Source organism: Paracraurococcus lichenis, from assembly GCF_030657435.1.
Classification (GTDB): Bacteria; Pseudomonadota; Alphaproteobacteria; order Acetobacterales; family Acetobacteraceae; genus Paracraurococcus; species Paracraurococcus lichenis.
Window position 1 is genome coordinate 131,668 of sequence record NZ_JAUTWS010000011.1, and the last position, 22,198, is coordinate 153,865.

At 71.5% G+C, this 22,198-nt stretch carries 23 protein-coding genes; 15 read left to right on the top strand and 8 right to left on the bottom strand.

What is annotated here, in order from left to right; translation table 11 throughout:
- Positions 1 to 103 precede the first annotated feature (103 nt).
- The 7 genes from Q7A36_RS13690 to Q7A36_RS13720 all read left to right on the top strand — a co-directional run bounded on the left by Q7A36_RS13690 (position 104) and on the right by Q7A36_RS13720 (position 5,741).
- Positions 104 to 907, top strand: coding sequence for an alpha/beta fold hydrolase (locus Q7A36_RS13690; protein WP_305104263.1), 804 nt, complete (start codon positions 104 to 106; stop codon positions 905 to 907).
- A 3-nt stretch (positions 908 to 910) separates the two neighbouring features.
- Entirely contained in the window at positions 911 to 1,801 is an 891-nt protein-coding gene (locus Q7A36_RS13695) for an NAD-dependent epimerase/dehydratase family protein (RefSeq protein ID WP_305104264.1), read from the top strand.
- A gap of 52 nt (positions 1,802 to 1,853) precedes the next feature.
- Entirely contained in the window at positions 1,854 to 2,099 is a 246-nt protein-coding gene (locus Q7A36_RS13700) for an antitoxin (RefSeq protein WP_305104265.1), read from the top strand.
- Positions 2,099 to 2,497 carry a type II toxin-antitoxin system VapC family toxin gene (locus Q7A36_RS13705; protein WP_305104266.1) on the top strand — a complete coding sequence of 133 codons (399 nt, stop codon included), beginning with the start codon at positions 2,099 to 2,101 and terminating at the stop codon, positions 2,495 to 2,497. The genes Q7A36_RS13700 and Q7A36_RS13705 overlap by 1 nt, the downstream gene beginning before the upstream one ends.
- Before the next feature lie 67 nt (positions 2,498 to 2,564).
- Positions 2,565 to 4,628, top strand: coding sequence for a carbon starvation CstA family protein (locus tag Q7A36_RS13710; RefSeq protein ID WP_305104267.1), 2,064 nt, complete (start codon positions 2,565 to 2,567; stop codon positions 4,626 to 4,628).
- Positions 4,625 to 4,831 carry a YbdD/YjiX family protein gene (locus Q7A36_RS13715; RefSeq protein ID WP_305104268.1) on the top strand — a complete coding sequence of 69 codons (207 nt, stop codon included), beginning with the start codon at positions 4,625 to 4,627 and terminating at the stop codon, positions 4,829 to 4,831. The genes Q7A36_RS13710 and Q7A36_RS13715 overlap by 4 nt, the downstream gene beginning before the upstream one ends.
- A 70-nt stretch (positions 4,832 to 4,901) precedes the next feature.
- Positions 4,902 to 5,741, top strand: coding sequence for an SDR family NAD(P)-dependent oxidoreductase (locus Q7A36_RS13720; protein ID WP_305104269.1), 840 nt, complete (start codon positions 4,902 to 4,904; stop codon positions 5,739 to 5,741).
- Positions 5,742 to 5,855: 114 nt separating this feature from the next.
- Here Q7A36_RS13720 and Q7A36_RS13725 read toward each other — a convergent pair whose 3' ends face one another.
- Both Q7A36_RS13725 and Q7A36_RS13730 read right to left on the bottom strand, forming a co-directional pair.
- Entirely contained in the window at positions 5,856 to 6,815 is a 960-nt protein-coding gene (locus tag Q7A36_RS13725) for a Bug family tripartite tricarboxylate transporter substrate binding protein (RefSeq protein ID WP_305104270.1), read from the bottom strand.
- A gap of 121 nt (positions 6,816 to 6,936) precedes the next feature.
- Positions 6,937 to 8,652 carry an N-acyl-D-amino-acid deacylase family protein gene (locus Q7A36_RS13730; RefSeq protein WP_305104271.1) on the bottom strand — a complete coding sequence of 572 codons (1,716 nt, stop codon included), beginning with the start codon at positions 8,650 to 8,652 and terminating at the stop codon, positions 6,937 to 6,939.
- 178 nt (positions 8,653 to 8,830) lie between these two features.
- On the opposite strand from Q7A36_RS13730, the gene Q7A36_RS13735 reads away from it, so the two are divergent.
- Complete coding sequence (locus Q7A36_RS13735; protein WP_305104272.1) at positions 8,831 to 9,493, top strand: DUF924 family protein; 663 nt, start codon at positions 8,831 to 8,833, stop codon at positions 9,491 to 9,493.
- Here the strand turns inward: Q7A36_RS13735 and Q7A36_RS13740 are convergent.
- Positions 9,475 to 11,175: a gamma-glutamyltransferase family protein gene (locus tag Q7A36_RS13740; protein ID WP_305104273.1), complete on the bottom strand. Its 1,701-nt coding sequence runs from the start codon at positions 11,173 to 11,175 to the stop codon at positions 9,475 to 9,477. The two genes, Q7A36_RS13735 and Q7A36_RS13740, sit on opposite strands and share 19 nt — an antisense overlap.
- A 160-nt stretch (positions 11,176 to 11,335) precedes the next feature.
- On the opposite strand from Q7A36_RS13740, the gene Q7A36_RS13745 reads away from it, so the two are divergent.
- From Q7A36_RS13745 to phoB, 7 genes are all read left to right on the top strand, one after another.
- Positions 11,336 to 12,154 carry an enoyl-CoA hydratase-related protein gene (locus tag Q7A36_RS13745; protein WP_305104274.1) on the top strand — a complete coding sequence of 273 codons (819 nt, stop codon included), beginning with the start codon at positions 11,336 to 11,338 and terminating at the stop codon, positions 12,152 to 12,154.
- Positions 12,155 to 12,297: 143 nt separating this feature from the next.
- Positions 12,298 to 13,353, top strand: coding sequence for a phosphate ABC transporter substrate-binding protein PstS (gene pstS / locus Q7A36_RS13750; RefSeq protein WP_305104275.1), 1,056 nt, complete (start codon positions 12,298 to 12,300; stop codon positions 13,351 to 13,353).
- 67 nt (positions 13,354 to 13,420) lie between these two features.
- A complete protein-coding gene (pstC, locus tag Q7A36_RS13755) occupies positions 13,421 to 14,398 on the top strand; it encodes a phosphate ABC transporter permease subunit PstC (protein ID WP_305104276.1) in 978 nt (325 codons plus the stop codon).
- A gap of 4 nt (positions 14,399 to 14,402) precedes the next feature.
- Positions 14,403 to 15,308 (top strand): phosphate ABC transporter permease PstA, encoded by a 906-nt coding sequence (pstA, locus tag Q7A36_RS13760; RefSeq protein ID WP_305104277.1) that lies wholly within the window; start codon positions 14,403 to 14,405, stop codon positions 15,306 to 15,308.
- A 104-nt stretch (positions 15,309 to 15,412) separates the two neighbouring features.
- A complete protein-coding gene (gene pstB, locus Q7A36_RS13765; RefSeq protein WP_305104327.1) occupies positions 15,413 to 16,198 on the top strand; it encodes a phosphate ABC transporter ATP-binding protein PstB in 786 nt (261 codons plus the stop codon).
- Between the two features lie 41 nt (positions 16,199 to 16,239).
- Positions 16,240 to 16,959 (top strand): phosphate signaling complex protein PhoU, encoded by a 720-nt coding sequence (phoU, locus tag Q7A36_RS13770; protein WP_456306793.1) that lies wholly within the window; start codon positions 16,240 to 16,242, stop codon positions 16,957 to 16,959.
- A gap of 16 nt (positions 16,960 to 16,975) precedes the next feature.
- Positions 16,976 to 17,692 carry a phosphate regulon transcriptional regulator PhoB gene (gene phoB, locus Q7A36_RS13775; protein ID WP_305104279.1) on the top strand — a complete coding sequence of 239 codons (717 nt, stop codon included), beginning with the start codon at positions 16,976 to 16,978 and terminating at the stop codon, positions 17,690 to 17,692.
- On the opposite strand, the gene Q7A36_RS13780 is transcribed toward phoB, so the two are convergent.
- The 5 genes from Q7A36_RS13780 to Q7A36_RS13800 all read right to left on the bottom strand — a co-directional run bounded on the left by Q7A36_RS13780 (position 17,689) and on the right by Q7A36_RS13800 (position 22,197).
- Positions 17,689 to 18,258: a nucleoside 2-deoxyribosyltransferase gene (locus Q7A36_RS13780; RefSeq protein WP_305104280.1), complete on the bottom strand. Its 570-nt coding sequence runs from the start codon at positions 18,256 to 18,258 to the stop codon at positions 17,689 to 17,691. The genes phoB and Q7A36_RS13780 overlap by 4 nt on opposite strands.
- A 162-nt stretch (positions 18,259 to 18,420) precedes the next feature.
- The gene (bfr, locus tag Q7A36_RS13785; protein ID WP_305104281.1) at positions 18,421 to 18,927 is read right to left on the bottom strand and encodes a bacterioferritin; all 507 of its coding nucleotides are present in this window, start codon (positions 18,925 to 18,927) and stop codon (positions 18,421 to 18,423) included.
- A 197-nt stretch (positions 18,928 to 19,124) separates the two neighbouring features.
- Entirely contained in the window at positions 19,125 to 19,319 is a 195-nt protein-coding gene (locus Q7A36_RS13790) for a (2Fe-2S)-binding protein (RefSeq protein WP_305104282.1), read from the bottom strand.
- A 22-nt stretch (positions 19,320 to 19,341) separates the two neighbouring features.
- Entirely contained in the window at positions 19,342 to 20,379 is a 1,038-nt protein-coding gene (locus Q7A36_RS13795; protein ID WP_305104283.1) for an extracellular solute-binding protein, read from the bottom strand.
- 249 nt (positions 20,380 to 20,628) lie between these two features.
- Complete coding sequence (locus tag Q7A36_RS13800) at positions 20,629 to 22,197, bottom strand: GMC family oxidoreductase (protein WP_305104284.1); 1,569 nt, start codon at positions 22,195 to 22,197, stop codon at positions 20,629 to 20,631.
- Position 22,198: the final 1 nt, after the last annotated feature.

Here is a 22,198-nt window from a genome sequence, read left to right on the forward strand (position 1 = left end):
CCCGGATGTCGTTGCGATGACATGGGACGTGGTCGCGGCGGCGCCAAGCCTTGGCGGCGCGCGCCGGCCGGCGCATGGTCCGGCCGGGACGAGGAGGAACGCCATGCCGAGCTTCACCGTGGACGGCTACGACCTGAGCTATGCCGAGAGCGGCGCCGGCGAGCCGCTGGTGCTGGTGCACGGGACGCTCGGCGACCAGCGCTACTGGGCGCCGCAGATGGAGACGCTCGGGAAGCACTACCGCGTGCTGGCGCTGTCCCTGCGGCATTGCTGGCCCGGGGAATGGACCGCGGACGGGGATTTCACCATCGACCGGCACGTGGCCGACGTGGCCGCCTTCATCCGCGGCCTCGGCGCCGGGCCGGTGCGGCTGGTTGGCCACTCGCGTGGCGGCCATATCGCCTTCCGCGTCGCCGAGCGGCATCCGGACCTCGTCCGCGCCCTGGTCCTGGCCGAGCCGGGGGGCGAGCTGGACGAGAGCCTGGGCGGCAGGCCCGCAAGCGGCGCCCAGGCCGGCGCCTTCGCCGAGGGCGCCGCGCTGATCGAGGCCGGCGACGTGGAGGGTGGCCTCAGGCGCATCGCCGAGCATACCGGCGGCCCGGGCGCCTGGGAGAAGCGCAGCGAGGCGCGCAAGGCGATCAACCGCGCGAATGCCCGCACCCTGCTCGGCCAGCGCCACGAGCAGCGCCGCCCCTATTCACGCGCGGCGGCGGAGGCGATCCGGGCGCCGACCCTGCTGGTGGTGGGCGCGCAGACCCTGCCGAATTTCGTGGCGAACGCCGATGCGCTGGAGAAGCACATCAAGGGCTGCGCGCGCGTCTCGATCCCGAATGCCGCGCACAGCATGAGCCAGGACAACCCGGCGGCCTTCGATGCCGCGGTGCTCGCCTTCCTCGAGCGGCACTGAGCGATGCGCAGCGTCGTCGTCACCGGCGGCAGCGGCAAGGCCGGCACCGCCATCGTGCGGGAACTGCTCGCGCATGGCTATGCCGTGCTGAACGTGGACGTGCGGCCGCCCGCCGAGCCGCCGCCGTCCGGCGGGCCGCCGTGCCACTTCATGCGGGTGGACCTGACCGGCTTCGGCTCGGCGGTGGAGAGCCTGGCGCGCATGGCGGGGACGCTGGACCGCCGGCGGGACCCGCTCGGGAAGCCCTTCGCGGTGGTGCACATGGCTGGCATCCCGGCGCCCGGCCTGGCGACGGATGCGGCGACCTTCCACAACAACATGATGACGACCTGGAACATCTTCTCCGCCGCCACGCTGGCCGGGGTGGAGCGGGTGGTCTGGGCGTCCTCGGAGACCACCTACGGCCTTCCCCTCACCCGCAGCCCGCCGCTGTTTGCCCCGGTGACCGAGGACCATCCGCTGGTGCCCGAGAGCAGCTATGCGCTGGCCAAGGCGCTCTGCGAGCGGATGGCGGAGGAGATGCACCGCTGGAACCCGGGCACCCGCTTCACGGCGCTCCGCATCAGCAACATCCTGGAGGAGGCGGACTACGCCCTGATCCCCGGCTTCCAGGCGGACGCGGCGCTGCGGCGCTGGAATCTCTGGAGCTGGGTGGATGCGCGCGACGTCGCCCAGGCCGCGCGGCTGGCGCTGGAGGCCGATGTGGCGGGCTGCGACGCCTTCACCATCGCCGCCGCCGACACGGTGATGGAGCGCCCGAGCCGCGACCTGATGGCCGAGCATTTTCCCGGCGTGCCGATCCGCGGGGAGCTGGCCGAGCACGGCACGCTGCTCTCCGTCGAGAAGGCGAAGCGGGTGCTGGGCTACGCGCCGCGGCATAGCTGGCGGCGTTGAAGCAGAGGGGCACCACGGTATATAGCAGTGGTAGCTACCGTGGGGTGCCGCGATGCCGACCGCCAAGCTCTTCTGGTCAGGCCGATCCCAGGCGGTCCGGCTGCCCAAGGAATTCCGCTTCAAGGGCCAGGAGGTCCGCATCCGCCGCGAGGGCAATGCGGTGATCCTCGAGCCCATCGCGGATGACTGGGCCTGGCTCGACGCGCTCGAGCCCCTGGATGAGGATGCCGCGCGCTACGCGCTGGAGCAGCCGCCGATGCAGGCGCGGCCGGAACTCGACACCCTGTTCGACGACTGATGGGCTGGCTGCTGGACGCCAATGCCGTCATCGCCATCATGCGCGATCCGCGCGGGCCCGTCGCCCGCCGCGTGCGGGAGCATGGCGGGGAAGACATCCAGGTCTCCGCCATTGTCTGGCACGAGTTGTCCTTCGGCGCCTTCCGCAGCCAGCGCTCGGGACTGAACCTGCACCGGCTGGAACGGCTGGATTTTCCGATCCTGCCCTTCGACGCCGAGGATGCCCGCACCGCCGGCGCCATCCGCGCCGAGCTCGTCCGCCGCGGCACGCCTATCGGCCCCTATGACCTGCTGATCGCCGGCCAGGCCAGGGCGCGCGGCCTCACCCTCGTTACCCGCAACATCCGGGAATTCGCCCGCATCCCCGACCTCGCCGTGGAGGACTGGGAAGCGCCCTGACCGCAGGCGCAACCGGGTGCGCGGCCATGCGCTCTCCCGTCCGCGCACCGGGTGACGGGAGGGACGCATGCAAGGAACACTCGGAAGGCACCTGCCCTGGGTCCTGGTCGGGCTGGTCGGGGCGGGGGCGCTCGCGGTCATCGCCTCGGCGCGGGGCGAGCCGGTGGGCGCCGTCTGGGTCCTCGCGGCCGCGGTCGCCACCTACCTCATCGCCTATCGCTACTATGCGCGCTTCATCGCCGGCCGCGTCATGCGGCTCGACCCGGCGCGGCCGACACCGGCGGTCCGGCGCAACGACGGGCTCGACTACGTGCCCACCGACCGCACCGTCCTCTTCGGCCATCATTTCGCGGCCATCGCCGGCGCCGGGCCGCTGGTGGGCCCGGTGCTCGCGGCGCAGATGGGCTACCTGCCGGGAATGCTCTGGATCCTGGCGGGCGTCGTGCTGGCCGGCGCGGTGCAGGACTTCATGGTGCTCTTCGTCTCCATGCGGCGCGACGGGCGCTCGCTCGGCGAGCTGATCCGCGCCGAGCTCGGGCCCGTGCCCGGCGTCATCGCGCTCTTCGGCACCTTCCTGATCATGGTGATCATCCTCGCGGTGCTGTCGCTGATCGTGGTGAAGGCGCTGGCCGAGAGCCCCTGGGGCACCTTCACCGTCGCCGCCACCATCCCGATCGCCCTTGTCATGGGCATCTATCTCCGCGTCATCCGGCCCGGCGCGATCGGGGAGGTCTCGGTCCTCGGCTTCGTGCTGCTGATGCTGGCGATCCTCGGCGGGCAATGGGTGGCGGAGGACCCGGCCTGGGCCGCCGCCTTCACCTTCAGCGGCACGCAGCTCTGCTGGATGCTGATCGGCTACGGCTTCGTCGCCTCCATCCTGCCGGTCTGGCTGCTGCTGGCGCCGCGCGACTACCTCTCCACCTTCCTCAAGATCGGCACGATCATGGGGCTGGCCATCGGCATCCTGGTGGTGCTGCCCGAGTTGCGCATGCCCGCCGTGACGCGCTTCGTGGACGGCAGCGGGCCGGTCTGGTCCGGGGCACTGTTCCCCTTCCTCTTCATCACCATCGCCTGTGGCGCCGTCTCGGGCTTCCACGCCCTCATCTCCTCCGGCACCACGCCGAAGCTGATCGACAGTGAGGCGAATGCGCCGCTGATCGGCTATGGCGGCATGCTGATGGAGAGCTTCGTCGCGATCATGGCGCTGATCGCGGCGAGCGTGATCGAGCCGGGCATCTACTTCACCATGAACAGCCCGGGCGCCGTCATCGGCACCACGGCCGAGAGCGCCGCGACGGCCGTGACGAACATGGGCTTCGCCGTCTCCGCCGCCGACATCTCCCAGGCCGCGAGCGACGTGGGCGAGACCTCCATCATCTCCCGCGCCGGCGGCGCGCCGACGCTGGCCGTCGGCATGGCGCATATCTTCCACCAGGTCATCGGCGGCAAGGCGATGATGGCCTTCTGGTACCACTTCGCCATCCTGTTCGAGGCGCTGTTCATCCTGACCGCCGTCGATGCCGGCACCCGCGCCGGGCGCTTCATGCTGCAGGACCTGCTGGGCGTCTTCGTCCCCGCCATGAGGGACACGGCGAACTGGGCCTCGGGGGTCGTCGCCACCGCGCTCTGCGTCGCCGCCTGGGGCTTCTTCCTCTACCAGGGCGTCACCGACCCGCTGGGCGGGGTCAATACCCTCTGGCCGCTCTTCGGCATCTCCAACCAGATGCTGGCAGCGGTCGCGCTGACGCTCTGCACCGTCGTCATCTTCCGGATGAAGCGGCAGCAATACGCCTGGGTGACGATCCTGCCGACGCTCTGGCTGGCGGCCTGCACCCTGACGGCCGGGCTGCAGAAGATCCTCTCGGCCGATCCGCGGGTCGGCTTCCTCTCGCATGCCTCCCGCTATGCCGAGGCGCTGGACCGCGGCCAGGTGCTGGCGCCGGCGAAGAACCTCGACCAGATGCGCCAGATCGTCTTCAACGACCGCATCGACGCGGCCCTCGCCGCGCTCTTCGTCGCGGTCGTGGTCGCCATCATCGCCTTCGGCGTGAAGTCCTGCTGGGAGGCCTGGCGCGCCGAGCGCTGGACGGCGCAGGAGGTGGGCGGCCCGGCGCGGGTGGCGGCCGAATGACGCGCGCGGATGCGCCGCGCGCCTGGCTGCGTTGCCTCTGCGACACGGCGCGGCTGATGGTCGGGCAGCCGAGCTACGAGGCCTATCTGGAGCATGCGCGCCGCCTGCATCCCGACAAGGCGCCGATGACGCACGCCGAGTTCTTCCGCGACCGCGAGGCGGCGCGCTTCGGCGGCGGCACGCGCGGCTTCCGCTGCTGCTGATCCCCCCTCGCCCGCCGCGCCGAAGCCCGGCAGGATCGGCGCACCACAAGAAGGGGGAAGCGCCATGCGCATGCAGGGCAAGGTGGCCGTCATCACCGGCGGCGCCTCGGGCATCGGGAAGCGGACAGTGGAGCGCTTCCTCGAGGAAGGCGGCCGCGCCGTCGTCGCCGATATCCAGGACGCGGCCGGCGAGCGGCTCTGCGAGACGCTCGGCCCCGCGGCCCGCTTCGTCCATTGCGACGTGACGCGGGAGGAGGAGGTGGCGGCGGCCGTGGCGCTGGCCGAGAGCAGCTGGGGGCGCCTCGACCTGATGTTCAACAATGCCGGCCGCCCCGGCGTGCCGGACCCGATCGAGACCATGCCGACCGAGGGCTGGGACGCGACCATGGCGGTGCTGGTCCGCTCCGTCATGCTCGGCATCAAGCACGCGGCGCCCGTCATGACGCGCCAGGGCTCGGGCGCCATCGTCAACACGGCGAGCGTCGCCGGGCTGATCCCCGGCTCCACCGCCACGGCCTATTCGGTGGCGAAGTCGGCGGTGATCCAGTTGACGAAATGCGCGGCGCTGGAGCTGGCCGGGCACGGGATCCGGGTGAACTGCATCTGCCCCGGCGTGATCGCCACGCCGATCTTCGGCCGTTCGGCGGGGTTGCCGACGCAACTCGACGCGAAGGTGGCGGAGGAGGCGTCGCGGAACGCCGCCGCCATGCACCCGATCGGCCGGGAGGGCCGGGCGGAGGACATCGCGGAGGGCGTGCTCTACCTCGCCGACGACCGCGCCGGCTTCGTCACCGGCATCGCGCTCACCATCGATGGCGGCCTGGCCGCGGGGATGACGCCGGCGCAGCGCGCCGCGCTCTGGGCGCCGCTGCGCGGGGCCGTGGCGGCGCTGGCGGAGGATGCGGGGTAGCAGGCCGCGCCCGGCCGGCCATCGCTGGCGACGCGGCACCCGACGGGCGGGAGATGCGCGGGTCAGGCCCCCGCGTGACGGGTGGCGACGGGATCGGTGGCGCCGCGGCGAAGGCTACCGCCCCGCCTGGATCCCCGCCTCGGCGATCACCCTGGCCCATTTCTGGATGTCGGCCGCGATCAGCGCCTGCATCTCCTCGCCCGTGCTCGGCGCGGGGTCGAGGCCGAGTTGCGCGAAGCGCGCGCGCTGCTCGGCATCGGCCAGCACGCGCATCGCCTCGGCATGCACCTTGTCGAGGATGGGGCGCGGCGTGCCGGCGGGCGCCATCAGGCCGAACCAGGACAGCGCCTCGAAGCCGGGGAAGCCCTGCTCGGCGACGGTCGGGATCTCCGGCATGGCGGGCGAGCGCTGCAGGGAGGAGACGGCGATGGCGCGGATGCGGCCCTCCTGCGCGAGGGGCATGGCGACGCCGGAATTCTGCACGCCGAGCGGCAGGACGCCGTTCATGACATCCGCCAGGTTGGCGCCGCGATAGGGCACGTGCTCCATGCGGATGCCAGCGAGGCGGCAGAGCATCTCGACCGCGATGTGCTGCGGCGTGCCGACACCCGGCGTGCCGTAGGCGAGGCCGCCCGGCCGCACCCGTGCGGCGGCGATGACGTCGCCGAGGCTGTGGAAGGGCGACCCGTTGGCGACGAGGAAGACCGAGGCCATGGAGAGCGTCCGGCCGATCGCGGCCAGGTCCTTCAGCGGGTCGAAGCCCACGGGCTGCAGGGTCGGCACGATGGTCAGCGCGCCGTTCGCGCCCCAGAGCAGCGTCGCGCCGTCGGGCGGCGACTTGGCGACGCGGTCGGCGCCGATGGCGCCGCCCTGGCCCGGGATGTTCTCCACCACGACGGGCTGCCCCCAGGCCTGGGAGAAGGCCTGGGCGAAGATGCGGGCGGTGACGTCGGTGGAACTGCCGGGGGTGAAGCCGACGACGAGGCGCACGGGCCGCGTCGGCCAGGCCTGGGCGCGCGCCGGCGCGGGCAGCAGCGCGGCGGCGGCCAGCAGGCCGCGGCGCGTCGGGGACATGGCGTTCCTCCCATCGATCGTTAGAGGAAGCGTACCGACCCGCGCGCGCCCGACTCAAGGGTTCCAAGGGCCTTAAGCCCTTGGCGGGTGGGGTTCGGGGAGGGCAGAGCCCTCCCTGAGGCTACTCCGCCCTGACGAGCTTCCCTGGCCTTGCCCCCGTCTCCTCGCCGCGCTCGAAGATCGGCACGCCGCTCACCAGCGTCATCTCGTAGCCATCGACGCGCTGCACCAGCCGCCGCCCGCCGGCCGGCAGATCATAGGCCATCTCCGGGTGGTGCGGCCGCAGCGCCGCGAAGTCGATGACGTTGACATCGGCCTTCTTGCCCGGGGCCAGCCGGCCGCGGTCGTGGAAGCCGAAGAAGTCCGCCGTCTCGCTGGTCTGGCGCTTGATGACGAATTCCAGCGGCAGCCGCTCGCCGCGCGTGCGGTCGCGCACCCAGTGCGTCAGCATGGTGGTGGAGAGCGAGGCGTCGCAGATCACGCCGCAATGCGCGCCACCATCGGAGAGGCCAAGGATGGTGTGCGGGTCGGTGATCATCTCCCGCACCACCTCCAGGTCGCCATGGACGTAGTTGGTGACGGGGAAATAGAGCATCCGCCCGCCATCGCCGCCGGTCAGGTAGTCGTAGCAGAACTCGGGCGCCGACTGGTTCGTGCGCGCCGCCATGGCGGCGATGCTGCGCTCAGGCGGCGGCTCGTAATTCGGATCGTCGCCCAGGATGTACATGCGGTCCCAGCGCGTGGCGATCTGGCGCGACAGCGGCGGCAGGATCTCCAGCAGGCGCGGGCTCGCCTCCTCCGCCAGGATGCGCGCGCGGACCTCCGGGTCGCGCAGGCGGGCAAGCTGCTCCGCCGGCGGCAGGCGCGACAGCTCGGAAAAGCCCTCGCGGAGCGCGAAGGGATTGAGCGAGGTGGTGAGGCCGAGGATGAGCCCGACCGGCCGGCCCGCGACCTGGGCCGAGAGCGGCAGGCCCTCCTGCCGCGCGGCGCGGATGCCGTCCATCAGCCGGCGCCAGCGATCCGGGTCGTAGCTGCGGTCGGTCAGCAGGAACCAGACGGGACGGCCGCTGTCCTTCGCCACCTGGCGCAGCCAGCCGAATTCGGTGGCCTCGTCCTCGAAGTCGGACAGCATGCCGAAGGCGCCGCGGCCGGCGCGGCCCATCGCCTTGCCGATGGCGATCAGCTCCTCATACTCGGCGTAGCGGCCAGGGACCAGCTCGCCGGCCGGGGTCTTGTGCTGGTCGGTGCGGCTGGTGGTGAAGCCGAAGGCGCCGGCCTGCAGCGCCTGCTCCGTCAGCTTCGCCATGAGCGCGATGTCGTCGGCCGTCGCCATCTCCCGGTTGATGGCGCGCTCGCCCATGGCATAGACGCGCAGGGGGTGATGGGCGACCTGCGCCGCGACGTCGATGGTGCGCGGCAGGCGCGAGAGGGCATCGAGGTATTCCGGGAAGCTCTCCCAGTCCCATTTCAACCCCTCGGCCAGCGCGATGCCGGGGATGTCCTCGACACCTTCCATCAGGTCGATCAAGGCCTGGTGATGGCTGGGCCGGACGGGCGCGAAGCCGACGCCGCAATTGCCGAAGAGGATGGTCGTCACGCCGTGCCAGGAGGAGGGCGCGAGCACCGGGTCCCAGGTCGCCTGGCCGTCGTAATGGGTGTGCACATCGACCCAGCCGGGGGTGACGAGGCGGCCCTCGGCCTGCACCTCCCGCCGTCCCGGGCCGGCCTTGCCGCCGACCTGGACGATGCGGTCGCCGGTGATGGCGAGGTCGCCGGCGAAGGCGGGCGCGCCGGTGCCATCGACGATGGTGCCCCCCCGGATCACGACGTCATGCATGGCCCGCGCCCTCCTCCTGCCGCTTGGTCGGACGACCGAGTGTGCCGGCGGCCGGCCCGCCCGTCCATGGCCTGATCCGGGTGCGATGCAGCAGGCGGTGTGCGCTGGCGCAAAGACCCCGGTGGACCCTGCCGGGCAGCTTTCCTGTCATGGACATTCCTGCGGGAGGCGTCGGACGATGACAGGGCTGGCGAAGCAGGACTGGCGGCCGGTGATCGAGGCCTGGTTCCCATCGGGCCTCGCCGAGGCGGGGGCGGAGACGCATCACTGGATGTTCGGGCAGTGGTTCGGCGGCGGCCAGGTCCTGCCCGCCGCCTTCGCGCCGCTGGCGGAGGCCGCGCTGCGGGGCCAACTCGACGAATGGGCAGCCGCGCCGCTCGGCAGGCTCGCGCTGATCCTGCTGCTGGACCAGGCGCCGCGGCAGTTCCGCGCCGGGACGCCGGAGGCCTATGCCGGCGATGCGGATGCGCTGCGGATCGCCGAGGACGGGCTGCGCAACGGCCAGTACGACGCGCTGGCGCATCCCTGGGAGAGGACCTTCTTCTTCCTGCCGCTGGCGCATGCCGAGGGGCCCGACCACCGGGAGCGGATGATCCGCGTGGTGGCGATGGCCGAGGCGGTGGCCTGGTCGGCGCCGGAGCCCCTGCTGCCGCTCTACCGCTTCTCGGCCGAGCAGGCGCGCGGGCACCAGGCGGTGATCGCCCGCTTCGGCCGCTATCCCCACCGGAACGCCCTGCTCGGCCGGGCCTCGACGCCCGAGGAGAGGGGCTATCTGGCGACCGGCGACCTGGTGCATCTCCGCCGGCCGCCGCAGCCGGTCGCCTATCCCACCACCGCATAGGCCGGCCGCCGCGGGTCGGCGCCGGCGGCCAGCAGGCCGGTGGCGGGGTCGGACTTCACCACCTCCACCGTGCCGGCGAGCCAGGTCTTGGCCGGCCAGTCCCTGATGTCGTGCCCCTTCGCCGCCAGCGCGTCCCGCGTGGCCTTGGGGATCGCCTCCTCCACCGCCAGGCGGCCGGGGAAGAAGTCGAATGGCGCGAAGCTGGAGGGGAAGGAGTAGGAGGCGACGCGCGGCGCCTCGATCGCCTCCTGCACCTCCATCCCGTGCTGCAGGATGTTCAGCAGCACCTGGATCATGGCCTGGATCTGCACGTCGCCGCCCGGCGTGCCGAAGGGCATGACGCCGCCCTCGGCCGTGACCACCATGGCTGGGTTCGGCGTCAGGCGCGGCCGCTTGCCGGGCGCGACGCCGCAGGGATGCGCCGGGTCGGGCCGGCTCTGGCTGCCGCGGTTGGAGGGGATGAGGCCGAGGCCAGGGACGACCGGCGAGTTCCAGGACCCGTCGGAGGGCGTCGCCGAGAAGGCATTTCCCCAGCGGTCCACCACGCAGCAATAGGAGGTATCGGCCTCCACCAGCGGCGCGGCGCGGTCGGCGGCGCCGGGCAGCGCGGTGCCGCCATTCAGGATCGGGCCGGGCATGCCGGGCAGGGCGCGGTCCGGGTCGATCTCGGCGAGGCGCGCCGCGAGATGCGCGTCGGACAGCAGCGCCTCGACCGGCACCTCAAGGAAGGCCGGATCGCCGAAATGGTATTCCCGGTCGGCCATCGCCGCCTTGATGCATTCGGTGAGGAGGTGGAGGTACTCGGCGCTGTTATGCGCCAGGCCGGCGATGCCGCCCTTCTCCATCAGCAGCAGCGCCTCCAGCAGCGCCGGGCCCTGGCACCAGGGGCCACAGGTGATGACCTCATGCCCGCGCCAGGGGCGCCGCACCGCCGGTTCGAGGCGGGAGCGGTAGCCCGCCAGGTCCTCCATCGTCAGGTAGCCGCCCTCGCGCCGCATGAAGGCGGCGATCTCGCGCGCGATGTCGCCGCGATAGAAGGCGGCATGCGCGGCGGCGAGGCCGGCGAGGCGCCCCTTCCCCGCCGCCTTCGCCTCCTCATCGGCCATGTATTGCAGCGTGGCCGCGAGGTCGGACTGCACGAACCGCTCGCCCACCTGCGGTCGGCGCCCGCCCGGCAGGAAGATGGCGGCATTGCCCGGCCAGCGCGCGTAGTCGGCCTCGTGGTCGCGGATATTGTCGGCCAGCAGCGGGTAGACCGCGAAACCGTCCCGCGCATAGCGGATCGCGTATTGCGCAACATCGGCAAAGCCCATGGTCCCGTGCCGCTCGAGCGCGGTGATCCAGGCATCGGGTGCGGCGGGGACGACGGTGCGCAGCACGCCGTTCGGGATCCGGCCGCCGTGCTCGCGCATGAAGAGGTCGGCGGGGATGCCGCGCGGCCAGTGGCCGAGGCCGGCGATGGTCTCGACCGTGCCGTCCGCCTTGCGGATCAGGATGGGCGCGACGCCCGCGACATTGACCAGGTCGGGCAGCAGCACGCCGAGGGCGATGCCGGCGGCGCAGCCGGCATCGATGGCATTGCCCCCGGCCTCGAGCACCGCGAAGCCGGCTGACGCCGCGAGGTAATGGCCGGCCGAGACGGCGTGGCGCGTGCCGTAGAGCGTCGGGCGGGTGGCGTACATGGGACGGCCTCCGGGGTCGGTCGTCCGAGAGGGTCCGCGCCCCGCCCGGCGGCTGTCAACGGCCGCGGGCCGGGCCTGGGGCGCAGGCGGCGCGGCGGGCGGTCTGGCGGGCCGGGCGGCGCAGGGGCACAAGGGCGGCAACCCTGCCAACGAGGCCGCCATGCCCGAGGAACCGCCCGTCCTGCTCGACCGCGACCCGCGCGGCGTCGTCACCGCCACGCTCAACCGCCCGGAGCGCGGCAATGCCTATAACGAGGCGCTGCTGCGCGCCCTGATCGAGGGGCTGGACGCCCTGGCCGCCGATCCCACCGTCCGGGCGCTGGTCATCCGCGGCGCCGGGCGCCACTTCGCCGCCGGCGCCGACATCCACTGGCTGTCCGAGGTGGCGGGTTACCCGCCGGAGCGCGCCTTCGCGGCCTCGCTGGCCACGACCCAGGCGATGCAGAAGCTCAACGAATTCCCCCGTCCGACCTTCGCCCTCATCCAGGGCGCCTGCTTCGGCGGCGGCGCCGGCATCGCCTGCTGCGTGGACGTGGCGCTGGCGACGCCGCAGGCGATCTTCGGCCTGACGGAGGTGCGCGTCGGCGTCTCCCCCACCCCGATCTCGACCCACATGGTCCATGCCATGGGGCTGCGGCAGGCCCGGCGCTACGCCATCACCGGCGAGCGCTTCGGGCCGGCGGAGGCGCTGCGGATCGGCCTGGTGCACGAGGTGCACGAGGCCGCGGCGATCGAGGCGCGGCTGGCGGCGATCCTGGAGGAGACGCTGCTCTCGGCCCCCGGCGCGGTGGCGGTGACGAAGGACAGCCTGCTCGGCGCCAATGGCCTGAAGCTGGATGCGCGGCAGATGGCGCTGCTGGCGCATGAGGGCTGGATGCAGCGCGCCTCGGCCGAGGGGCGGGAGGGGCTGGCGGCCTTCCGGGAGAAGCGGCGGCCTTCCTGGTCCGGGCGGCCGGAGGGCGGATCAGGCAATCCTTGACGGATGGATAACCGGGCCGGTCATCCGCTGGTCTGTCATCGAACCTTCGCAAAACTGCAACCTTGTGGACTTTCGGTGCGACTAGGTAGGGGCGCCGCCCGGGACCGCTCCGTTCCGGGCCCCTCCCTGTCGGAGAAAACCGCGTGAATCGACGCTCCCTTCTCATCGCCACCGGTGCCGCCGCCGCCGTCCCGCTGCTCGGCCGTCCGGCCTTCGCCCAGCAGGCGCAGATCACCGGTGCCGGAGCGAGCTTCCCCCGCCCGGTCTACGAGCGCTGGGGCCAGCAGGCCCGCGAGGCCGCCGGCGTCCAGCTCAACTACCAGTCCATCGGCTCCGGCGGCGGCATCAACCAGATCACCAACCGCACGGTGGATTTCGGCGCCTCCGACGCGCCGCTGCCGGCGGCGCAGCTCACCGAGCGCAGCCTGCTGCAGTTCCCGACCGTCATGGGCTCGGTCGTGCTAATCGTGAACCTGCCGGGCGTCGCCGACAACGCGCTGCGCCTGACGCCGGAGGTCCTGGCCGACCTCTTCCTCGGCAAGATCGGCCGCTGGAACGATGCGCGCGTCGCCGAGCTGAACCGCGACCTGCGCCTGCCGAACCTGCCGGTCGCCCCGGTCTACCGCGCCGATGCCTCCGGCACGACCTTCGTCTTCACCACCTATCTCTCCCGCGTCTCCGAGGCCTGGAAGTCCGGCCCGGGCGCGGCGACCAGCGTGCAATGGCCGGGCGGCCAGGGCGCCCGCGGCAACGAGGGCGTGGCCAATACCGTCCGCAACACGCCCGGCGCCATCGGCTATACCGAGAACGCCTATGCGACGGTGAACAAGCTCGTCACCACGCAGCTCCGCAACAAGTCCGGCGCCTTCGTCAAGCCGGAGATGGCGAACTTCATCGCCGCGGCCGAGAGCGCCGACTGGAACGCACCGAACTTCGCCGCCGACCTGATCGACCTGGGCGGCGCCAATGTCTGGCCGATCGTCGCCCCGACCTTCATCCTGCTGCCGACCAATCCGGCGGCGGACCGCGTCCAGGGCAGCCTCGCCACCATGAAGTTCTTCGACTGGGCCTACAGGAACGGCGCCGAGGCGGCCCGCCGCCTGGAATACATCCCGCTGCCCGAGGCGGTCGCCGAGCGCATCCGGCAGGCCTGGAAGGGCGTGAAGGGTCCGAACGGCCAGGCCGTCTGGACCGCCTGAGCCAAGGGCCGGGGGCCGCGCGCCCCCGGCCACCCCTTGCCCGTCGCCACGAAGCGGGAGACCAGCCTTGTCGACCACCGCCGCCGCCCTCCAGGCCCCGGCCGGCACGCGCCGCAAGATCGGCAGCACCGGGGACCTGATCTTCGAATGGATGTGCCGCGGATCGGGCATCCTCGTGCTGCTCCTGCTCGGCGCGATCATCCTGACGCTGTTCGTCGGCGGCCTGCCCGCCTTCCGCGAATTCGGCGCGGGCTTCCTGACCAGCACCGCCTGGAACCCGGTCGAGGGGCGGGAGCAGTACGGCGCGCTGGTGCCGATGCTCGGCACCATCGTCTCGGCGGTGCTGGCCATCCTCCTCGCCGTGCCGGCCGCCTTCGGCGTCGCCTTCTTCCTGACCGAGCTCTCGCCGCCCTGGCTGCGGCGGCCCATCGGCACCGCGATCGAGCTGCTGGCCGCCATCCCGTCGATCATCTACGGCATGTGGGGCCTGTTCGTGCTGGTGCCCTTCGTGCAGCAATACATCCAGCTCACGATCGGCGAGACGCTGGGCGAGCTGCCGCTGATCGGCGTCCTGCTGGCCAGCAACAGCTTCACCGGCACCTCGGTCTTCACCGCCTCGCTGGTGCTGGCGATCATGATCCTGCCCTTCATCGCCGCGACCATGCGCGACGTCTTCGAGCAGGTGCCGCCGGTCTACAAGGAGAGCGCCTACGGCCTCGGCTGCACGCGGTGGGAGGTGATGAAGGGCGTCGTGCTGCCCTATACCCGCGTCTCGGTGGTCGGCGGCATCATGCTCGGCCTCGGCCGCGCGCTGGGCGAGACCATGGCGGTCACCTTCGTCATCGGCAACGCCAACCGCATGCCGAGCAGCCTCTTCGACCCCTCGACGACCATCGCCTCGATCGTCGCCATGGAGTTCCCGGAGAGCCTGATGGGCAGCCTGAAGCAGTCCTCGCTGCTGGCGCTCGGCTTCCTGCTCTTCGTCATCTCCTTCATCGTCCTTGCCATCTCGCGCTTCCTGCTGCGCTCCCGGCTGAAGGGCTGATCCCATGAGCGCCACCACCCTGCCCGCCCTCTCGCCGGTCAAGGACATCGCGACCGCGCGCGCCCTCGGCCGCCGCCGCCGCCGCATGGACACGCTGGTCCGCTGGTTCTGCCTCGGCGCGACGGCGATCGGCCTCTTCTTCCTGGCCTCCATCCTCCTCACGCTGCTCTGGCGCGGCCTCGGGTCGCTGGACTGGGCGGTCTTCACCCGGGAGTTCCAGCCGACCACCTATGGCGACCCGGACGCGCCCAAGGGCGGCCTCAGCCACGCCATCCTCGGCTCGGTCATCCAAACCGCGATCGGCACGCTAGTCGGCACGCCGATCGGCCTGCTGGTCGGCACCTACCTGGCCGAATACGCCCGCGGCTCGGCGCTCGGCAACGCGGTCCGCTTCGTCTCGGACGTGCTGCTCTCGGCGCCCTCCATCCTCATCGGCCTCTTCGTCTACCAGCTCGTCGTGCTGCCGATGGGCGGCTTCTCCGGCCTCGCCGGCGGCCTCGCGCTCGCCATCATCGTCATCCCTGTGGTGGTACGGACCACCGAGGACATGCTGCAGCTCCTGCCCAATACCCTGCGGGAGGCGGTGGTCGGCCTCGGCGCGCCGAAATGGAAGATGATCACGCTGGTCGCCTATCGCGCGGCGCTGTCGGGCATGGTCACCGGCGTCCTGCTCGCGGTCGCCCGCATCACCGGCGAGACGGCGCCGCTGCTGCTGACGAGCTTCGGCAACAGCGTCATGTCCTGGGACCTCGGCCGGTCCATGTCCAGCCTGCCGATCGCCATCTACCAGCAGGCCAATAGCGGCTTCCCGGACCTGATCGCCATCGCCTGGTCGGGCGCCCTGATCGTCACCGCCGGGGTGCTGGCCATCAACATCGTCGCGCGCCTCGTCGTGCGGCCCAGGCACTGAGCCCCCAACCACCGAGCCCCCAAGAACCGAGCCAGGAGACGGGACCCATGAGCTCCACCACCGAGACCCCGGCGCAGGACCGGCAGGCGGCCGGCTTCGGCGGCATGCAGGCGCGCTCCGGCGCCGCCCTGAACGAGACCGTCCGCGTCGCCATCAGGAACCTCGACTTCTACTACGGCGACAACCGGGCGCTGAAGGGCATCAACTTCAACCTGCCGGAGCGGCAGGTGACGGGCATGATCGGCCCCTCGGGCTGCGGCAAGTCCACCCTGCTGCGCGTGCTGAACCGCATGTACAGCCTCTACCCCGGCCAGCGCGCCACGGGGGAGGTGATGATGGACGGCCAGAACCTGATCGGCGACGACGTCGACGTCAACGAGCTGCGCGCCAGGATCGGCATGGTCTTCCAGAAGCCGACCCCCTTCCCGATGACGATCTACGACAACATCGCCTTCGGCATCCGGCTGCACGAGAAGCTGTCGAAGCCGCAGATGGACGAGCGGATCGAATGGGCGCTGTCGCGCGCCGCCATCTGGGGCGAGGTGAAGGACCGGCTGAACAGCAGCGCCATGGGCCTCTCGGGCGGGCAGCAGCAGCGGCTCTGCATCGCGCGGACCATCGCGGTGCGGCCGGAGGTGATCCTCTTCGACGAGCCGACCTCGGCGCTCGACCCGATCTCGACGCTGAAGATCGAGGAGCTGATCGACGAGCTGAAGCGCGACTTCACCATCGCGATCGTCACCCACAACATGCAGCAGGCCGCCCGCTGCGCCGACCAGGTCGCCTTCTTCTACCTCGGCGAGCTGATCGAGGTGGCGCCGGCGGCGCAGCTCTTCACCGCCCCGCGGCACCCGCGGACCCAGGAATACATCACCGGCCGGTTCGGCTGAGGCTGGCCGGCGATCGCCGGCCCGGGGAATCGGAGGCCAGGATGGACAGGATGCAGGAACACACCGTCAAGTCCTATGCGAAGGAGCTGCGCCGGCTGCGCGAGCTGGTCGCCCGCATGGGCGGGCTTGCGGAGCGGCAGGTCGCCGATGCCGTCGCCGCGCTGGTGCGCCGCGACGCCGAGCTGGCGACCGAGGTGATGGCGCGCGATGTCGAGATCGATGCGCTGGAGCGTGAGATCGAGGCCTTCTGCATCCGGATCCTGGCGCTGCGCCAGCCGGCCGGCGCCGATCTCCGCCTCGTCGTCGCGGCGCTGAAGATCAGCCACGAGATCGAGCGCGTCGGCGACTATGCCCGCAACGCCGCCAAGCGCAGCGTGGTGCTGGCACAGCAGCCCGCGCTCGGCAGCCTCAACGGCTTCCAGCGCATGGCGCGGCTGGTGCAGGAGAACCTGAAGGGCGCCATGGACGCGCTGGTGAACGACGACGCCGCCCGCGCCGACGAGGTCTGGGCCGCCGACCAGCCGGTGGACGAGGTCTACAACGGCATCTTCCGGGAGATGCTGACCTTCATGATGGAGGACCCGCGCAACATCACCGCGGCCACCCATCTGCTCTTCGTCGCCAAGAACCTGGAGCGGATCGGCGACCACGCGACGAACATCGCGGAAACGGTGCATTATGCCGTCAGCGGCGAGGCCCTGACCGAGGAGCGGCCGAAGGCCGACAGCTCGGCCTTCGCCGTGGTCCGCCCGCCGGTCTGAGCAGGAGGAGCCGCGCATGCCCGACTTGGTCCCCGGCGGGGCGCGCCCGACCATCCTGGTGGTGGAGGACGAGGTCCCGTTGCTGACCCTGCTGCGCTACAACCTGGAGAAGCAGGGATTCCGGGTGGAGGAGGCGGCGGACGGCCAGGAGGCCCTGGTCCGCGTCGCCGAATCGAAGCCGGACCTGGTGCTGCTCGACTGGATGCTGCCGCAGCTCTCGGGCCTCGAGGTCTGCCGGCAGCTCCGCCGGCGGCCGGGCACGCGCGACCTGCCGATCATCATGGTGACCGCGCGGACCGAGCAGCAGGACACGGTCCGCGCGCTGGACACCGGCGCCGACGACTACATCACCAAGCCCTTCGCCATGGACGGGCTGATGGCGCGCATCCGCGCGCTGCTGCGGCGGTCCGGCAGCCTGGCGACGCGCGGCATGCTGGCCTTCCGCGACCTGACCATGGACCAGGACGCGCATCGCGTCTCCCGCAACGGCCGGGCGCTGCATCTCGGCCCGACCGAGTACCGGCTGCTGGAATTCCTGATGCAGCATCCCGGCCGGGTCTTCAGCCGGGAGCAGCTCCTCGACGCCGTCTGGGGCCGCGACATCCATGTCGAGCCGCGGACGGTGGACGTGCATATCCGCCGCCTGCGCAAGGCCATCAACGGCGAGGGCGAGGCGGACGTGATCCGCACCGTGCGCTCGGCCGGCTATGCGCTCGACGTCGAGGAGAGCTAGCCGGCCCGCAGCACCCGCGCCGCCGCCGCGACACAGCGGGTGAAGGCGGCGAGGTCGTGCCAGCGGCGCTCCGGCGGCACCTCCTCCGCCTCGAAGGCGCCGCCCGAGGCGGCGATGCCGCCTTCCAGCATCAGGTTGTCATGGCGGTCGAATTCCTCGACCGCCATGCCCTCCGCATCCTCCCAGGTCCCGTCCGCCCGCCGCCGCGCCGCCCCGCCCAGCGCGGCCAGCGTCCTCGCGCCGAAGCGCCGCGCGGTATTGCTGTAGCCGAAGACCGGCCGGCCGAGGGCCCGCATGAGGCCGAGTTCGTAGACCGTGCCGACATCGGCCGAGGCGCCGCGGAAGGGCGTGAGGTTGGCGATCAGCGCGTCGCAGCCGCGGATATGCGCCTCGTTCGCCCAGTAGATGCGCAGCCATTCCGGCTGCGCGGCATCGGGCGCGACGGGCGGCGGCTCGAGCGGGAAGACGCCGAGGAGGCCATGGGCGGCGCAGACCGCCCGCTTGGCCGCGGCGACGGCCTCGGCATCGGCCAGGAAGACCTCGGGACCGGCCAGGTAGATTCGCATGAGGCTTGCTAATGCAGGTCCCCGGGGCGGATTGCCAGAGCAGATCGCCCGACGGCGGGACTCTGCTCCTCACGACGGGTGCCGGGAGCGGATCGCCGCCCGGCGCGTCGGGGCCTGGCGCCGGAGGAGGGGGCGGGCGGCGCGCCCGCCCGCCGGCCCCGGTCAGTCGCCCGTGCCGGTGTCGCCGTGCTGGTCGGGCGCCGCGGCGCTGTTGAGCTGGATGTAGTTCTGGATGCCGATCAGCTTGATCAGGTCGAACTGCCGCTCGATGAAGTCGACATGCTCCTCCTCGTTGTCGAGGATGCGGCGGAAGAGGTCGCGCGAGACGTAGTCGCGCACGCCCTCCATATAGGCGATACCGTCGCGGAGGTCGGTCATCGCCTTCTCCTCCAGCTTGAGGTCGCTCTGCAGGATCTCCTCGACCGTCTGGCCGATGAGGAGCTGGTTCAGCCGCTGCAGGTTGGGCAGGCCGCCGAGGAAGAGGATGCGCTCGATGAGCCAGTCGGCATGGCGCATCTCCTCGATCGATTCCTTGTACTCGTGGTCGCCGAACTTGGTCACGCCCCAGTGCCGCAGGATTCGCGCATGCAGGAAGTACTGGTTGATCGCGGTCAGCTCGTTGGTGAGCTGGGTGTTCAGGAACTCGATGACCTTCGGATCGGACTTCATGACGCGGCTCCCGGATCGGGGGTGGGTGGGACATCGCCGCGGCAGGCTGCCGGCGCGGGCCGGCGCGGGGACCGCGCCTGCCATCGGCACCGCACCCTTCGCCCGCATCCCCCGCCGTCAGACCGCCGCTGCCGCTCTCGCGGGCGTTTCCTCCCCCAGGTCTGGTGCCGGGCTTTGCATGCGCCGGCACCTCAAGATCACGGGAGGCCGGCCGGATTGGCAAGCCCCGCCGTCTGGCTGTCCCGGATCATGGAAAGGATCATCCTGGTGCAGCTGCCGCACTGGGCCTTGCAGTCGCAGGCGGCATAGACGTCGCGGGGCCGGCGTGCCCCCTGCGCGACCGCCTCGTTCAGTTGCGTATCGGTCAGCGCGTTGCACAGGCAGACGATCACGATCCCAGGTCCCCCTCAGGCCTCAGCGCCAGCCGCTGCGCTGCAGGATCTGCAGCGCCTCGGCGGCATGGGCATTGGTGTTCTCGGCATCCACCGGCTCGGCCCGGAAGCGCCCCATGGCTTCCAGCGCCGGATGGAGCGGCGCATCCGGCACCGCCGGGTATTCCATGTTGCCCAGCGCCAGCATGGACTGGGCATGGTCGCCGGTGAGGAATTCCAGGAAGCGCGCGGCCTGCGCCCTGTTCGGCGCGGTCTTCACCAGGCCGGCGCCGGAGATGTTCACATGCGTCCCCCGGTCGCCCTCCCCCTGGTTCGGGAAGACGACGCCGATGCGTTTGAAGAGCGCCTGGTCCTCGGGCTTCTGCGAGGCGCCGAAGGCGGCGAGGTAATAGGTATTGGCCAGCGCCAGGGTGCATTGCCCCGCGGGGATGGCGCGGAACTGGTCGCGGTCGCCGCCCTGCGGCGGGCGGGCGAGGTTGGCGGCGACGCCCTTCGCCCAGGCCTCGGTCTTCTCTGCGCCGTCGGCGATCAGCACCGAGGCGGCGAGGCTGATGTTGTAGGGATGGTTGGAGGAGCGGACGCAGAGGCCGGCGCCGGCGGGCCCGGCCAGGTCCTCGTAGCGCGCGAGGCCGGCGGGCTTCCCCTTCTCCTTGTCGTACATGACGACGCGGGCGCGCTGGGAGATGGCGAACCAGAGCCCCTCCTTCGAGCGCAGGCCGGCCGGGATGCGCTGCTCCACCACCTTCGAGGCGAAGGGCGCGAGGATGCCGGCCTGGGCGGCGCGGGCGAGGCGCGCGGCATCGACGGTGATGAAGACATCGGCGGGGCTATTGGCGCCCTCGTTCCGGATCCGTTCGATAAGCTGGTCGGCATCGCCCTCGATCAGGCGGACGCGGATGCCGGTCTCCCTGGTGAAGGCCTCGTAGAGCGTCCGGTCGCTGTCGTAGTGGCGGGAGGAATAGAGGTTGACCTCCTCGGCCCCCGCGGCGGGGGCGAGGCCGATGGCGGCAAAGCCGGCGGCCAGCAGGCCGAGCAGGCGGCGCGTCGATCGGGCGGTCATGGCGTCACTCCGGTCCGTCGGCCTTGTTGATAGGGATAATGAGAACCATTCGCAAGTGCTTTCCGGCAGGCGACTGAGGGAGCCTGCGCCGCGGCCGGACCATTGCGCCTTGCGCTGGCGCAAATGCGAAGCGCTCGCGAGAAGGGCCCGCCCCGGCCTGCGCCGGGACGGGCCCTTCGAGGGATGACGGCAGGTCAGCCCGCGGCCGTGGCCGGGCCGGTCCCGCCGCCGCCGGTCAGGTGCGCAGGATCACACCTCGCCGCGCGCCATGCGGCCGGCGATGTGCTCCGCCTGGCGGATCGCCAGCGCCACGATGGTCAGCGTCGGGTTGCAGGCGGCGCCGCTGGTGAACTGGCTGCCATCCGAGACATAGAGGTTGGGCAGGTCATGCGCCTTGCCCCACTTGTCCACGACCCCGTCGCGCGCATTCGCGCTCATGCGGTTGGTGCCGAGGTTGTGGGTGCTCGGATAGGGCGTGGTCTCGAAGGTCCGGGTCGCGCCCACCGCCTCGTAGATCGCGCGGCCCTGCCCATAGGCGTGGTCGCGCATGGCGATGTCGTTGCGGTGGTCGTCGAAATGCACTTTGGCGACCGGCAGGCCGAACTTGTCCTTCGACGTCGGGTCGAGGGTGACGCGGTTCTCCGCCTGCGGCATGTCCTCGCCGACGATCCAGAGGCCCGCCATATGGTCGTAGGAGTCCATGGCCGAGGTGAAGCCGCGGCCCCAGGCCCCGGGCTCGAGGAAGGCGGCCAGGAAGGGCACGCCGAGCGAGAGCGTCTCGAGTTCGTAGCCGCCGGCGAAGCCGCGCTTCGGGTCGTGGTGCGATTCGTCGCGGACGATGCCGGCCATGGTCGTGCCGCGGTACATGTGCACCGGCTTGTCGAAGATGGCATAGACGCTGCCGGTGGTGTGGCGCATGTAGTTGCGCCCGACCTGGCCCGAGCTATTGGCCATGCCGTTCGGGAACATGGCGGAGGCGCTGTTCAGCAGCAGGCGGGGACTCTCGATGGAATTGCCGGCGACCGCGACGATGCGGGCGCGCTGGCGCTGCTGCCGGCCGTCCTTGTCGGCATAGACGACGCCGGTCGCGCGGCCGCGGGCGTCATGCTCGATCCTCAGCACCATGGAGTTCGGCCGCACCTCGAGCCGGCCGGTCGCCTCGCCGGCCGGGATCTCGGTGTAGAGGGTGCTCCACTTCGCCCCCATCTTGCAGCCCTGGAAGCAGAAGCCGAGCTGGTGGCAGGAGGTGCGATCGGCCCGCGGCTCCGAGTTGATCGCCATGTTGCCGGTGTGGAATTCCTTGTAGCCCAGCTTCTTCGCGCCGGCCGCCAGCACCTTGTAGTTGTTGTTGCCGGGCAGGCGCGGGATGCCGTTGGTCCCGGTCACGCCCATCTTGTCCTCGGCCCGGGCGTAGAAGGGCTCGAGCTCGGCCAGCGTGATCGGCCAGTCCAGCAGGTTGGCGCCCTCGACCGCGCCGTAATGCGTGCGGGCGCGGAACTCGTAGTCCTGGAAGCGCAGCGAAGCGCCGGCCCAATGCGTGGTCGTACCGCCGACGGCTTTCACGATCCAGGCCGGCAGGTTCGGGAAATCCTTGGACACGCGCCAGGAGCCGCCGGTGGTGCGCACATCCGCCCAGGCGAGCTGCGAAAAGCTCGCCCATTCGTCGTTGACGAAATCCTCGATCTCGTGCCGGCCGCCGGCTTCGAGGATCACCACCTTGGCGCCCTTCTGCGCCAGCTCGTTGCCGAGGGTGCCGCCACCGGCGCCCGAGCCGATGATGACGACGACCCCGTCGTCGTTCAGGTCGAAGTTCGCCATG